General features: G+C 49.9%; 13 protein-coding genes. 7 read left to right on the top strand and 6 right to left on the bottom strand.

The window, feature by feature from the left end; genetic code table 11:
• Positions 1–58: 58 nt before the first annotated feature.
• A complete protein-coding gene (gene uvsE, locus BRW63_RS20585; RefSeq protein ID WP_073074288.1) occupies positions 59–1,027 on the bottom strand; it encodes a UV DNA damage repair endonuclease UvsE in 969 nt (322 codons plus the stop codon).
• A gap of 1 nt (position 1,028) precedes the next feature.
• The gene (locus BRW63_RS20580) at positions 1,029–1,244 is read right to left on the bottom strand and encodes a hypervirulence associated TUDOR domain-containing protein (RefSeq protein ID WP_073074287.1); all 216 of its coding nucleotides are present in this window, start codon (positions 1,242–1,244) and stop codon (positions 1,029–1,031) included.
• A 183-nt stretch (positions 1,245–1,427) separates the two neighbouring features.
• Here BRW63_RS20580 and gorA point away from each other — a divergent pair, with 183 nt between their 5' ends.
• Positions 1,428–2,771 carry a glutathione-disulfide reductase gene (gene gorA / locus BRW63_RS20575; RefSeq protein ID WP_073074286.1) on the top strand — a complete coding sequence of 448 codons (1,344 nt, stop codon included), beginning with the start codon at positions 1,428–1,430 and terminating at the stop codon, positions 2,769–2,771.
• A gap of 509 nt (positions 2,772–3,280) precedes the next feature.
• Here gorA and BRW63_RS20570 read toward each other — a convergent pair.
• The gene (locus BRW63_RS20570) at positions 3,281–4,582 is read right to left on the bottom strand and encodes a Zn-dependent hydrolase (RefSeq protein WP_073074285.1); all 1,302 of its coding nucleotides are present in this window, start codon (positions 4,580–4,582) and stop codon (positions 3,281–3,283) included.
• Positions 4,583–4,693: 111 nt separating this feature from the next.
• Here BRW63_RS20570 and BRW63_RS20565 point away from each other — a divergent pair, with 111 nt between their 5' ends.
• Positions 4,694–5,092: a gamma-glutamylcyclotransferase family protein gene (locus BRW63_RS20565; protein WP_073074284.1), complete on the top strand. Its 399-nt coding sequence runs from the start codon at positions 4,694–4,696 to the stop codon at positions 5,090–5,092.
• 65 nt (positions 5,093–5,157) lie between these two features.
• Here BRW63_RS20565 and guaD read toward each other — a convergent pair whose 3' ends face one another.
• A complete protein-coding gene (guaD, locus tag BRW63_RS20560) occupies positions 5,158–6,507 on the bottom strand; it encodes a guanine deaminase (protein ID WP_223257448.1) in 1,350 nt (449 codons plus the stop codon).
• Positions 6,508–6,738: 231 nt separating this feature from the next.
• Complete coding sequence (locus tag BRW63_RS20555) at positions 6,739–7,827, bottom strand: hypothetical protein (protein ID WP_073074282.1); 1,089 nt, start codon at positions 7,825–7,827, stop codon at positions 6,739–6,741.
• A 288-nt stretch (positions 7,828–8,115) separates the two neighbouring features.
• Between BRW63_RS20555 and BRW63_RS20550 the strand changes: the two genes are divergently transcribed.
• From BRW63_RS20550 to BRW63_RS20535, 5 genes are all read left to right on the top strand, one after another.
• Positions 8,116–8,919 (top strand): GH25 family lysozyme, encoded by an 804-nt coding sequence (locus BRW63_RS20550; RefSeq protein WP_083583115.1) that lies wholly within the window; start codon positions 8,116–8,118, stop codon positions 8,917–8,919.
• 334 nt (positions 8,920–9,253) lie between these two features.
• The gene (locus tag BRW63_RS20545) at positions 9,254–9,961 is read left to right on the top strand and encodes an IS110 family transposase (protein WP_219898649.1); all 708 of its coding nucleotides are present in this window, start codon (positions 9,254–9,256) and stop codon (positions 9,959–9,961) included.
• 82 nt (positions 9,962–10,043) lie between these two features.
• Positions 10,044–10,229 carry a hypothetical protein gene (locus BRW63_RS29060; RefSeq protein WP_219898648.1) on the top strand — a complete coding sequence of 62 codons (186 nt, stop codon included), beginning with the start codon at positions 10,044–10,046 and terminating at the stop codon, positions 10,227–10,229.
• 206 nt (positions 10,230–10,435) lie between these two features.
• Positions 10,436–11,572 (top strand): chloride channel protein, encoded by a 1,137-nt coding sequence (locus tag BRW63_RS20540; protein WP_317615836.1) that lies wholly within the window; start codon positions 10,436–10,438, stop codon positions 11,570–11,572.
• A 344-nt stretch (positions 11,573–11,916) separates the two neighbouring features.
• Positions 11,917–12,135, top strand: a complete 219-nt coding sequence (locus BRW63_RS20535) for a hypothetical protein (RefSeq protein ID WP_073074281.1) — start codon at positions 11,917–11,919, stop codon at positions 12,133–12,135.
• Between the two features lie 60 nt (positions 12,136–12,195).
• On the opposite strand, the gene BRW63_RS20530 is transcribed toward BRW63_RS20535, so the two are convergent.
• The gene (locus BRW63_RS20530; RefSeq protein WP_073074280.1) at positions 12,196–14,151 is read right to left on the bottom strand and encodes a hypothetical protein; all 1,956 of its coding nucleotides are present in this window, start codon (positions 14,149–14,151) and stop codon (positions 12,196–12,198) included.
• Positions 14,152–14,187: the final 36 nt, after the last annotated feature.

Here is a 14,187-nt window from a genome sequence, read left to right as displayed (position 1 = left end):
AGGCGTTCTAGTTTTCATCCCTAGATAGACGGATCTACGAGTTTAGAAGCAATTTCTGCTAGTGCAATAAACTAATCTTATCACTCTCTTTTCCAGGGGTTAACTGAGGCGGCTCTGAGATTACAGGAGTCAACTCATTCACGTTAGAAAACAACCATTCATCTTGCAATTTTTTGATTGCCAATTCTTTCTGCTTGGCTTCTACCTCGATCCAAGGTGCTTGACGATAGGCGCTCGGCATTACCGTGATGTAGTCGCTGTGACGCTGATCCATAAAGGCTTCGGCTCCATTTGAAATATGCACTACTTGCCACTCTGGAACCGCCCAAGTCGATCGGGCTGCCTCCAACATTGCGGCAACGCTCGGATCTTCATAGGTGTCTAAATGCTCGTGAATCACATGATGATGCGCGTCGAATAGCATTGGCACATTTGCCGCTTGACAGACTGCAAAAATATCCTGACTGCTATAGGTATATTCATCATTTTCTAAGGTCAGGCGCGATCGCACATTGTCAGGTAGCGCTTGAATGACCTGAATTAATCGCTCTGCCCGATCGCCCTTGCCGCCGTGAATATTCATCAACGCCCACGGTGATTGAGGCAATCTCAAAAAATCAAAGATTCGAGCGTGAGTTTTGAGAATTTTGATGCTGTTTTCGATCACTTCAGGACGATCGGAACTGAGTACTACAAACTGATCTGGATGCAACACTAAACGGATGTTTAAATGAGAGGCACGAGCGCCAACTAGTCCAATCTCTGCTTCAAACTCTTCTAAGACTTTCTCACCGATCACATCATCTGCAAACGGAAACAGCGCAGAACTGATCCGATATAAACGAATTTGATTGTTGCTGCAAAACTCGATCGCCTCGCTCAAGCGCCGCAAATTATCGGCATAGAGATCGCGCAACATTCGCGCTTGCTCTGACGAATCGAACTGAAACAGCCTCTTACGGGTCACAGTTCGATAGCGCACTGCTTTTGATGCGGTGATACAGACCAATCCCAGTTCTGGCATCATACTATTTTTCAGTTTTCTTGAGTGATCCGGGCTTGTGAATGGCTTCCTTCCCCGTCTTGTCACTCTCTACCAAATACTCAGGGTTCTCTTTTGAAGCCTCAAAGTGGTGTCCCTTAAGCTCGGTTGGCTCAGTAATTTTTTTCTTAACTGTGCCTTCGACCTCGTTACCAGAACTGTTCCACTCAACTTGATCGCCTTTCTTAAAGGTTTCAGTCATTGTTGCTAATCTATTGTTTTCACATTTTTAAAGATATTCTAAAGCTGCGATCGTCAACCTCTCTCTTTTGATAACAGATCCTCAATTTCACCTCACAATTTTTCTCTTTCTATAGGTAGGTGTCACGATTGATGCTAACTCCTTAGAGTCACGACAGATGGGCACTCTCAAACTGACTTAGCTATGACTGAAGATTATGATTTGTTTGTGATTGGGGCAGGCCCTGGGGGCTTGGCAGCCGCAAAGCAAGCAGCCCACTATGGCGCACGGGTCGCGATCGCAGAAGCCAACTACCTCGGTGGCACCTGTGCAAATTTGGGGTGTATTCCTAAAAAACTCATGGTTTATGCGGCTGATTTTGCTCACTATGCAGACGCATCTGAAGGCTATGGTTGGAGCGGCGATCGTCCTCAGTTTGACTGGGCAAAATTTGTCAAAGCGCGAGATCAGGCAATGGCTCAATTTCGGCAGAACCATGAGCGATCGTTGATCCAAAAGGGGATTCGATTAATTCACGATCGGGCAGTGTTAATCGATGCTCACACGGTAGAAATCGCCGATCAGAAAATCACCGCCGATAAAATACTCCTCGCAGTCGGCAGTCATCCCAACAAACTCAACATTCCTGGCATTGAACACACCGTCACGTCTGACAAGATGTTTCACCTGCCGCAATTGCCGCAAAAAATTGCCATCATTGGCGGCGGATATATCGGCGTTGAATTTGCCAGCGCGCTACGCGGATTTGGGACAAAAGTGTTTGTGATCAACAACGAACACTGCATTCTGAATGGATTCGACCCCGCGATTAGCAACGCCATTCACAATGGCTTAACTCAGCGAGGCATTGAGATTGCTTGCAGCACGACCGTTAAAGAAATTATTGCTGGCGATCGCGCCTTGCAGCTAACGTTGTCAGACCACCCGACCCCGATCACCGCCGATCTGGTTTTGTGCGCGATTGGACGCACTGCCAATTTAGACAACTTAGGCTTAGAGCGCGTCGGCGTTGAGATTGATCGGGACGCGATCGCTGTCGATGCCCACAGCCGCACCAGCCAGCCCAATATCTTCGCGGTTGGAGACTGCACCAATCGCAAGCAGCTAACCCCCGTCGCGCTATCAGAAGGTCGCGCCTTTGCCGACACAATCTTTGGCGACTATGCTTGGACAGTGGATTATGACAGCGTACCATCGGCGGTTTGCTGTCGCCCCGAAGCGGCATCGGTAGGAATGACTGAGCCACAGGCACAGGCACACTTTGGCGAGGCGGCAGTTCGCTGTTATCAAAGCGAGTTTCAGCCGTTATTTCACAGCTTAAGTGGTCAAAACGAAAAGGCTTTGATCAAGCTTGTTGTGAACTGTAGCAATGATCAAGTGATCGGCATTCACATCGTGGGTGATCAAGCAGCCGAAATGCTACAGGGATTTGCATTGGCAATGAAAAAAGGAGTTACTAAACAAGAGATTGACTACACGATCGGGATTCATCCTTCTTCTGCTGAAGAGATTTTCTCGATGCGTTGAGGCAATGTGACGTACAACAGCAAGATTCTCAGGTTCGTGGTCTTTGCGAATTTGACAAGCGTCCTCTAGAAAAGCCAACTCTAAACCGCATTATCTCACTCTCTCCTATTCAGGCACTAATACCGTCGTCAATTTAACAAGATAGTTCATAGATGCTTCTAAAGGTGAACAGCAAAAGCTAAGCTGCAAATAAAATGAAAGGTAAAAGCGCGTCAAGTAATCGTAGATCAGTAAATGAGCAAACCCAAAGAACATACTGCCGCAAACGATAAAATCAATACTCAAGCGAACGCAACGGCATCTAAAGTCGAAATCCTTGCCAAAACTCTATCTAGAAAGTAACCCTGCTGAAATTTCTGATGCCACGATCGCAGAACTCTATGATTAGCTCTGGAGTGAGTTTAAGGATACCCCGCTAAATATAGAATTTTCATGGTATGCGCGTTACAACGAATTTAAGACAGGAGTTTTGTGATATCCAAAAAACGATCTCATCCAATGCAATCGCGTCATAAAGTTTCAGAGGTGTATGGGGGCATTGAGGCTGGCTTATTCTCTGGAACATCCCTGATGGGATACAGCCGATCGAGACGAATCAACGTCTGCAACAGCATCTCTACGCCCTGAGCACATTCTTCAGGTGAGGTGTATTCGTCTTCGGCGTGGCTGATCCCAGCTTGGCTAGGAACAAAAATCATACCCATATCAGCGATCAGCCCCATTTCTTGAGCATCGTGACTCGCGCGGCTGGGCAAGTGGCAATAACTCAAACCCATTTCTTCGCAAGTTTGCACGATCGCCGTCTGAATTTGAGGAGTCGCTAAAACTGCTTCGGTTTGCAGAATGGGCGTGATTGTGATTTCAGTTTGGCTCGATTTAGCGATCGCTTGTAGCTGTTGCTGAAGCTGCTCAGATAATAAGATCAAATGTTCTTGATCAACGTCACGCATGTCGATCGTCAGTTCGACCTGTCCTGGCACAATGTTGGCAGCGTTAGGAACGACGTTTAATGCGCCAACCGTTGCAACAGGCGAACCCGAAGCGTTTTTAGCGAGATTATTGACTGCCAACACAATTTGAGAAGCGGTCACTAACGCATCTTTTCTTAAGTGCATCGGCGTAGTGCCTGCGTGGTTCGATCGACCGATCACCGTCACGATATAGCGGTGTTGCCCAACGATTCCCTCGACGACTCCAATTTGTTTGCTGTAGTGTTCTAAAACTCCGCCTTGCTCAACGTGTAGCTCAATAAATGCAGCAATGTCAGAGGGATTGCGTTTGGCAGTGGCGAGTTTTGACCAATCGCCGCCCACTCGCTGGAGACAAGTCTCGATCGAGGTGCCATCATCGCGCCGATAATATTCAGGCTCACTGAAAGCCGTTCCTGAGATGGCTTTTGCGCCAATCATCCCGCCTTCTTCGTCGGTGAAAACCACTACCTCTAGGGGATGGTCGAGTTGAATCGAGCGATCTCGCAGCACTCTCACGACTTCAATTCCGGCTAATACTCCGAGCGCTCCATCATAACGTCCGCCAGTCGGAACGGTATCAATGTGAGATCCTGTAACTAGGGCAGGTGCCCCCGATCGCTTTCCAGCATAGGTGCCGATAATGTTGGCAGCCGCATCGATGTGCACAGTCATTCCGGCTTCTCGCATCCATCGCTGCACCAGTTGCCGCGACTGAATCACTTCGGGACTGTAGGCAATGCGGCACACGCCTCCATTGGGCAGCTTGCCGATCGTAGCGAGTTCAGCGATGTTTTGGTTGAAGCGATCTTGGTTAACAAAAGATGCGGTAATCACAGTCATGATGATTTACTGTTTTGAAGACGACAGAGATATACAATTTCAAGCAAATCGCTAATGTGTTGTCATATACTTTTCTGCAATATAGTGTTCCTACGCTAGGGAGATAACGTTATGACTGAAACAAGTTCTGAGGCAAAACGCGTGTTTATCTGTGGATCGGCACTCAAGGGGCAACCCGACCACGGAAATCTCCAGTCTGCTAAGTTTATTCGATCGGCTAAAACTCGTGCTTTATATCGTCTTCATTCAGCCGCCGATGGTTGGCACCCAGCGATTTATCAAGTTGAGAAAAACGGAGTCAGCATTCCCGGTGAGGTCTACGAACTGACGTTAGAACAGTATGACTATTTGGTGTCAACCGAGCCGCCTAATATGTATCCGAGCGATGTGATTTTAGACGATGGGGAAGTGTTAACCGCGATGCTTTATCCGCGTGAGTTGGTCGAAAAATTTGGCTGGCTAGATATTTCTGACCTTGGAGGCTGGGCGGACTATAAGGCGCAGAGTTGAAGCGTAAAAATTCTCTTCCATGTGTTGATGTTTATCATCGCGCGTAAAACCCTGTGCCTCAATCTTTACGAGTCTGAGGGCTTGATCTCATGTGCCAAATTCCCTTTTATGTAAGTTGCTTTTACAGCCCGATCGTCGCCCAACATCATCAGGGCAAATGCACTACTCGCCAAATCCTCTAAAGATGCCGTTAAAGTGGGGTTCCGCAGTGCCATTAGCGGCGTTGCCTGCAAGTCTAAAACGATAAAATCTGCTTCTTTGCCCCCATCAAAACTTCCCAATTTATCATCAAGCGAGAGTGCTCTGGCAGACCCCAACGTTGCCAAATAAAACGCCTGAAATGCCGATAGCTGCCCTCCTTGAAGTTGAATCACTTTGTAGGCATCCGCCATAGTTTGCAGCAGTGAAAAGCTGGTTCCGGCTCCAACATCGGTGCCAAACCCGACGTTGACAGGCTGCTCGATCGATTTAGCTTTGCCCAAGCTAAATAAGCCACTGCCTAAAAATAAATTAGAAGTGGGACAGAATGCGATCGCGGCTCCAGCGTTGGAGAGGCGCTCAAATTCTGAATCGCTGAGGTGAATGCCGTGGGCAAAAATAGAGCGATCGCTGACTAATCCAAATCGCTCATACACCTCAAGATAGTCTTTGTTCTCAGGAAAAAGCGCTGATGTGAACTCAATTTCTTTAAGGTTTTCTGAAAGATGACTGTGTACATAAACATCTGGAAACTCTGCTTTTAATACCCCCGCCAGCGTTAATTCTTCATTCGTGGAAGTAATCGCAAATCGAGGCGTAATCGCATAGAGAAGCCGATCTTTGTGATGCCATTTGCGAATCAGTTCCCGATTTTGTTCGTAGGCAATTTTGGCATCGTTGAGCAAAAAATCGGGCGCATTGCGAGTCATTAACACCTGTCCGGCAATCAGGCGCATATCGCGCCGTTGAGCTTCCTCAAATAAGACATCAACCGAGTGAGGAAAAATTGTGGTTAACACTAGAGCAGTGGTCGTGCCATTCCGCAAAAGTTCGTCTAAGAAAAAGGACGCGATCGTTCTTGCATACTCTACGTCTCTAAATTTTGCCTCAGTCGGAAACGTGTATTTGTTCAACCATTCCAGCAGTTGTTCGCCATGAGCGGCAATCATTTCGGTTTGCGGATAGTGAACGTGCAAGTCGATGAATCCTGGTAAAATTAAGTTACCTGAATAAGTGGTGATATCTAAATCTGCGTACTGATCTCTGAGAGTTTCGTAGTGATCAAATGCTTTGATTTTGCCGTTTTCAATCACCAATAAACCATCTGCAAGATAGCGAACGCTTTCTGACTCAGCGATCAAAAACGGATCATCTACAAAATCTAGAAACGAGCCGCGAATCGCGTGAAGCTGTGAATGCGTTGCGTCAGACATCATGATATTTTAGTGAATCTTTTGGGCGCGGTCTTTTAGTATAAATCCACCTCGATCGTTTTGAGAATCTTGCAATCTTGTTAAGGATCGTGGATTAAGTAAGACCCGGATTTGCCCTCACCCCAAGGAGAGGGAGCCAGAGTTGGGGAGAAGGGTTGATGAGGGCGAAAGGCTACAACGTAGCCCAAACACTATGCAGTTTTATTTAACTTACGATCCTAAGTATCTGACTACTTAGTAGCGCAAAAGTCGACCGAGCCGCTCACGCAGCCAAAGCTCGTAGCGAAACACTAGAAACACCATCAGGGGAATCACCCCACAGCCGATTAAAAAAACGTTCGCAACAACCGATAGATCAACGCTGAAATAATCTTGCGCTAAAATTACAAAATCGTTATCGATAACGCCACCAATACCGCCTTCATACATCTCTCGATAGTCGGGATCATGGGTTAGCTTCCAGGAAAACTCAAAATCGGCAAATAAAGTAAAAAATCCCAACATGCCATAGATTGAGCGATCGCCCGCAAAACGGCAAAAATATCCGCTTAGTGATAAATACAAACAGACTGCGATCGCGACTAGCTCCATGCCGTGACCCATAAATGTCGAAAGCATTAAATTAGTAGAGGTCAATAGACAAAAACTATAAATGCTAGTGAAAATTCCTAGCAATACTAAAATAAATCGATAGTGCCGACAATAATAAATTAGAAAAGCGATCGCAAGATAAACTGAACAAATAACCGCTATAGACTGATCAAAAACTAACGTGATGCCTCCACCATAAACAAGATTAACTGACGGAATTGCAGGACGACCAAACAACCAATGAGTCACCGCGTGTCCGATTTCATGCACCAAGATCAGGAATCCGTGAAATACAATTCTGAGCGGACTGATGATCAGTGAGATTGCAAGAATTAATCCAGTTAGCAATGCACCTAAGCCTTTCGAGTCAATGGATCTGGTGAGCGATCGCGAATGCTTTTCTACAGCCCGATTCTGATGATGAATTGATGGGGTTGATGAAGGCAAAATCACTGTCTCAGTCCAGAGAGTCTGATTGACTTCAGTCACCCGTCCCAAAACCTGAATTGATTGGATGCGATCGTACCTCAAATCCTGCATTTTTTCTTGAATGAGCGCAACTGCGGATTCAGAGTCTGGCACTCGATCGGACTCTAATAAAATTCGTAAACAGTTCGATTGCAGACTGACCTTCACCGTGATTTCTCGATCGGCAAATGCCTGATTGAGTAAGGCTGAGATTGCCCACACCTCGCCCTGGTTAGCGAGTTCCATTAACTCCGATTCATTCATTAGGTGATCACCAACGGTTTCTAGGATTAGATTTCCCGGCGTTGCTGAATGAATGTATGAATTGCCCTCCTCACGAAGTGGGGCGAAGCCCTCGCCAACCCTTCTCCCTGGGGAGAAGGGAGCCAGAAGTCTTGTTCCCTCTCCTTCTGGGAGAGGGCTAGGGTGAGGGCGAATTTAGCATTTCATACCGCAATTCAGCAATGCCGATTTCCCTACCTCCCAGTTTATTGACTCAGGAGCTTTTGCGAGTGAACTTAAAATAGAGTGAATTTAGCGGAGTGAACCACCATGCTGCTAGGAATTGATGTATCAGACTTTCAAGGACAAATCGATTGGCGAACCGTGGCAAAGTCTGGCGTTTCTTTTGGGTTTGCTAAGGCAACCGAAGGAGTCACGCTCGTTTCATCCACCTTTGCCGCAAACTGGTCAGGCATGAAAGCAGCAGGTGTGATGCGAGGCGCTTATCACTTTTTTCGCCCCGCTAGAGACCCGATCGCCCAAGCAAACTCATTTTTGAGAACGGCGAAAATCTCGATCGGCGATCTGCCTCCAGTGCTCGATGTTGAAGTCAACGACGGACTCAGCCCCAGCGAATTAAATCGTCGCGTCAGTCAATGGCTCAACGTGGTCGAACCTGCCACAAAACGCCAAGCCATTATCTACACGTCGCTTAATTTTTGGCGAGAGTCGCTCAACAATTCTGATGCGTTTCGAGGTCACCCGCTTTGGATTGCTCAATATGGAGTCGATCGCCCTGAGCTTCCTGGAAATTGGTCGCAGTGGTTGTTTTGGCAATTTTCAGACTCAGGTCGCATCGCTGGCGTAGCGGGAGACGTTGACCTCAACCGCTTTAATGGCAATCTGGCAGCCCTACACGATTTAGCACAGGGCTATGTCTGGCTGATGCAGGGCAATCGTGGACCCGCGGTTGTGGCACTTCAGCAAAAGCTGCGGCAAAAGGGATTTAACCCTGGGGCCGTCGATGGCGTGTTTGGAGCCGCGACTAGAGCCGCTGTGATTGCTTTTCAAAGATCTAGAAAGCTGAGTCTTACGGGTGTGGCCGATGCGGCAACTCAAAAAGCGCTTGCGTAGGGTTGCTTACATTCTTACGCGATGTGCAATGAAGAACCCTCACCCCAAACCCCTCTCCCGCAGGAGAGGCAGCAGGGTGGTTTCATGGCCATTAAAGAGAAACCGCTAAGTGGCTTGAGCCTGCTCACGCAGTGGGGCGAAGCCCTCGCCAACCCTTGTATCTTAAGAACAGAGAGATAGAACCGTAAACCCTGGGATGCAAGACATCGGGGAGAAGCTAGAGTCATCTCTCGATTCAAACAGTCAAACTCGAATCATCGGTTGGGACTCAAGATCCCGCATGACGCAAGGTTGAGTCAAAGACTGCCCCATCCATATCAATAGGCAGGGTGGAATGGCAAGCATTGAGCAGTGGATTGGGATCGATGTCTGTAAACGCTGGTTAGCTGTCCATATTCGTCCCCAAGGCATCAGCTTTCGGGTCAGCAACAACGAGAGTGGCATCCGCGAGTTTCTGACACATTTACAAGTGCCCGGGGAGGTGGGACGGATTGTTTTGGAATCAACGGGGGGCTATGAGCGGCAGGCGGCGTTAAAGTTGTGGGCACTGGCCTACCCAGTCGTGGTGATTAACGCCCGGCAAGCCCGCAACTTTGCCAAAGCGGCCAACCAACTGGCGAAGACTGACCCAATCGATGCTGCAATTTTAGCTTGGTTTGGCGAAGCGCTGAAGCCGCCGATTCGCCCCTTTGCCAGTGAAGCGCAGGCGCAACTCCAGGATCTCGTGACGCGCCGCTGCCCGTTGGTGGAGAGGCTCACCGCCGAACAGAACCGACTGTCAGGACTGCGGGGAATGACGCCAGTGGATGTGGAAGCGCATCTCGAATGGCTGCGCGAACGCATCCAACGATTGGATCAGCAAATCGAAGCGCAAATCAGCCAATGCCAGGAGTGGCAAGTCAAGCAGACCCGACTCAAAAGTGTTCCAGGGGTCGGTAAAGTGGTTGCCGCCAACTCTACTGGCACTCTTGCCAGAACTCGGAGCGCTGTCCACTCAAAAAATCAGTACCCTCGTTGGAGTCGCTCCGCTCAATCGCGATAGGGGACAGATGCAGGGCAAGCGCACCATCTTTGGCGATCAAGCGGCCGTCCGCCCAATGTTATCCCTGGCAACCTGAGTCGCGGTGCGCCATAATCCAGTCATTCAAGCCTTTTACGAGCAATTATTGAAACGGGGTAACCCGACAAAAGTTGCTTTAGTTGCCTGCCTGCCCAAGTTGTTAACTATTCTCAATGCCATGATCAAAAATGGCACCGACTGGCAACCGTCCCAACAAGCGATGTCTCAGCCTGCTGCTCTATCGACCTGATTTCCTTGACATTCAAGATAATCGCTTCTCCCAAAATAGGAGAAGGGAGCATGATTCAAAGTCCCTCTCCCGCTCTGGGAGAGGGATTAGGGTGAGGGCGTTTCGCGGCATCTTACATTTAATTAGGTCTGTCCACTTAATTCTGTTGCTTAAAGCTTGACTCGACAGAATTTGGTATCAGATCCTCCCACTTTTCGGGCAAAGCCGTGCAGGCATTAGTTCCCCGCAAAGCCGCTCTCCCCAGACGGCTGCTTCCTCCACCCACCTGGTACTCCTTCCCCCGCGATGTTGCCCGGGCTGATCTCACCGCCGACGTGGTGTCCACGTCCGGAGCCGAAGAGCGCTTCCCCTGGAATCTGGCACCGTTGCGCGCCCTTGCCATCCTGCCCACCGTCGGGCTTGGTGCGGCGATGGGAACAGAATCCCCGGCGGCCCATCTCGGCGTTGCGGCAGGAACCTGGCTGGGCAGCACGAATCCAGCGCTGCACCAGTTGGTGCGGCCCGCTGCGATCGGCGGGGGTGCCGCTGGTGTGTCCGCCCTGATGGGAATCCCATTGGTGGGAAGCTTCTTCATGCTTGAGTTGAGCCAGCGACGAAAGGTTCCGCTCAGCCTGGAACGGGTAACAGCGGCGTTGGCGGGGGGACTGGTGGGATGGGGGATCAACCTTGCCTTTAGGCTCGATCTGATCCGGCTTGTCGTGCCGAAAGTTCCCCCCAGTGACCTCTGGGATGCGGTGGCTGCCGCTCTGTTCATCGGAGCGATCGCGGGCACTGTCACGTCGCTCTCCGGCGAGGCAATCTACTGGGCCCGAGGCTGGAAGTCCAGTCCAGTCATTCGTCTCCTGGTCGGTGCCCTGGCTATGCTATCCCTGGCGGCGGTGACAGCGCTGGTCGCTACACCAGCAGCGGCCTTCGGTCCAGGGGGGGCGGCCATCATCTGGGCCGAAACCGTCCAAACTACCCCCTACCACCTGCTGTCCGTGGCCCTGCTCCGCGCTGCATCCACCACGGCTGCCGTCGTGGCAGGGGGCTGTGGCGGAGTGTTTGTGCCCTTTCTGGCGATCGGCGACCTGAGTGGTCGGGTGTTTGCGGCAGCCTTCGGGGTGCCGCCGGATCTGGCGGGTGCTGCTGGGGCGGCAGCCGGTATTGCTGGCGGCTACGGGCTACCGTTCACAGCGGTGGCGATGGTGCTGGGGGTCGGTGGCCCAGAAGCAGCCAAGCTAACCTGCCTCGCCACAGTTGTGGTCGCCGCTCTCTCTGGCTTGGTGACCGCACGGGCAGTCAACACACTCTCCAGTTCCCTGCTCGCCACGATCCGCCGGGTGCGATCGTCAAGGGGCTAAACCTGGTTCAAAGCCTGCTTTCGCTTCAGCATTTCCGTGGTCGTCTTGCCGTTGGCTGCAATGTCTCTGTCCCTACTGATTCATCTCACCACTCGCAACGCCTTACTCTGCTGAAAATTCACCTTCCAAGTACAAATTTCTGCCCACTTCAAGCTTGGCATTCGACCCGCTACTGTAGAGAAATTGAGATTTACGTCGATCGTTCTGAAACCGAAGCAAATTGGATCGAACTTCCACCCGTCGAGTCAGTCGAAGAACTTCAGCAGTTCCCAGAATTCTTAAAGAAAATCGATACAGAAACAGCGAAGTAAAATAGGAACATATATATAGTTTGGAGCGTTGAAATGATCACTGTAGAATTTCAAGCAAAAGTTAAGAATGGAGTCATTGTCATTCCTGAAGAGTACAAACAAGAACTGGCAACAGCAAACACCGTTAAGGTAACCGTGCTAAAGCAGCCCAAGCAACAGATTTTAGAAACTGACATTCTGGCAGAACTGATGCGTAATCCCATCTCAGTTCCCGAAGTGCGATCGATCACCCGCGACGAAATGCACGATTAGCGCAAAGCGCCACTCCGCAGGAACCGCAACCCATGATTGCATCGCCTTTCTAAATTTCGATTACCGTCCTAGACTTCTTCTCCAAGCGTCAATCTGAAGTTGGGCTTGAGCATAAGCTTCGGTGCGAGACGGAACCTTTTGAGCCGTCACGATCGCGCCCGCCATATCAGTGTCTGCCTGACTAATTGCCGCTTGCAAAATTTGCTGACTCCACTGCTCGATCGCTTGAGTCGCCTCACCTCGCAGCGGACTTGCACCCGGCACCCCATTCGCTAACCTAATCGCCTCTGCTAAAGAATCTGGAGTGCCGCCATTTGCCGCAATCCGGGCTTGTTGAAGTCCTTGTTCGGCTTGCTGTCGTCTCTGCCAGGTTTGCACCTTTGATTGAGCATCGCCATACACCGCGCTGCTAGAACCGATGCCTTGAGCGGCTGCGATCGCACCCGATAAATCGCCTGACTCAGCCAAGCTGTCTGCCTGATCTAAAATTGGCTCATCTTGCAGTTGAGCCACTTGACGATTCCACTGCTTGATTCGGTTCTGGGCTTCTTTATAGAGGGCATGTCCCGGTGCGATCTGGCTGGCTTGATCCATTGCGGTTTGCAGGTTGGCAACATCTCCTCGACTCGCAAGCTGATCGGCTCGGTCAAGCAGCGGACGATCTTGCTGAGTTTGCATCTGCCCGTTCAGGTCATTGGCGAGTTTTTGAGCTTCTTGAGAACGGGGATTATCGGATGGTACAAGAGATGCTTGAGCGATCGCCGCCTGCAAATCTTCGGGTTTGCCTGATTGAGCAAGCTGACGCGCTTTTTCTAATTGGGCAATGTCACTCTTCTCAGATTGCCAGCGAACCAAGAGCGCCTGAGCTTTTGCGTAGAGCGGGCGACCGAGTTCTACTTTTTGAATTTGAGCGATCGCCGCCTCAATGTCGGCAACGGTTCCGCCCCAGGTTTTTGCTTGGGCGTTCGCAATCACTTCAAAATCTTCTGCTTCGCGCTGCAATTTGGCGATCGGCGGAATCTTACTGACAATATCCAGCGCTCCCTGCAAGTCTTTTCGAGTTAGGGTGTCTTGTGCCAGATCGAACATTTTTTGCCCAATGTTGGCGATCGTATCTTGCGCGTCTTGGTAGACATAACTCTGTTCGCCCACATTAGATGCGAGTTTAATGGCCTCTAGCAGGTTAGAAATGCCACCGCGATCGGCTAAATCTTTTGCCTTGGCAATCTTGCTGATGTCGGCACGAGTCAGCGTGATTTTTTCGGTCAGTTCTTGATATTTTGTGGTTTGCCAAAAGTTATTCTCAATGGATAATAACCGAGCCGCATCGGATGAGGCTTTGCGCCAATTTTGATCTCGCAACGCATCTTCGACTCGTCGATAGATTGCTTCGGCTTCTGACCAGATTGTTTGCCAACGGTTGATTCGTCCTTCGACTTCGCCATAGATGCTGGCACTTTTAGGAACTTTGCGCGCCATGTCGATCGCGTCACCCAGTTTCCCTTCATTAAAGGCATCATCGCCTAACTGTAAAATCTCTTTTGACCACTGCTCAATCAATCGAGATGCCTCTTGATGCAGCGGGTGATCGTCTGGCAAGCTGTTGAGGAGCTTAATAGCTTCTAGCAAATCATTGACCGTTTGCTTGTTGGCAGCCAGTTGAGCGCAGTGCAACCGCAGCGAGGCAGAGGCTAAAGGCCAAAAAATAGCCGGACAGTTAGGAACGGCAGGCAGCTTAAAGAGAAACCCGATCGCGAGCAGTGACAACCCACCCGTCAGGGCTAACCCTAACCCTGCGGCGAGTCTCCAATCGGTCAAGACTCGTCCTAGACGTTTTTTGAGGAAGGTTTTTGAGGAGTTTTGGAACCCAGGAGAATCCGATCGAGTTGCCGCGATCGCATCTGGAGACTGGTTAGGCAGAGACGATGATGGGAGGGGTAAGTCGAACGGTTTCCCTGCGTTCTGCGAGTTAGGATTGGGAAGCCGACGCTTTGGAATACCGCGATCTCTAGTCATAGCCTCTTTTAAGAACAGCGTTATCGCTTCAGTTTT

This window comes from Phormidesmis priestleyi ULC007, from assembly GCF_001895925.1.
Classification (GTDB): domain Bacteria; phylum Cyanobacteriota; class Cyanobacteriia; order Leptolyngbyales; family Leptolyngbyaceae; genus Phormidesmis_A; species Phormidesmis_A priestleyi_A.
Note: the sequence above shows the minus strand (reverse complement) of the source record. Positions and strands in the feature narration are given on the sequence as shown.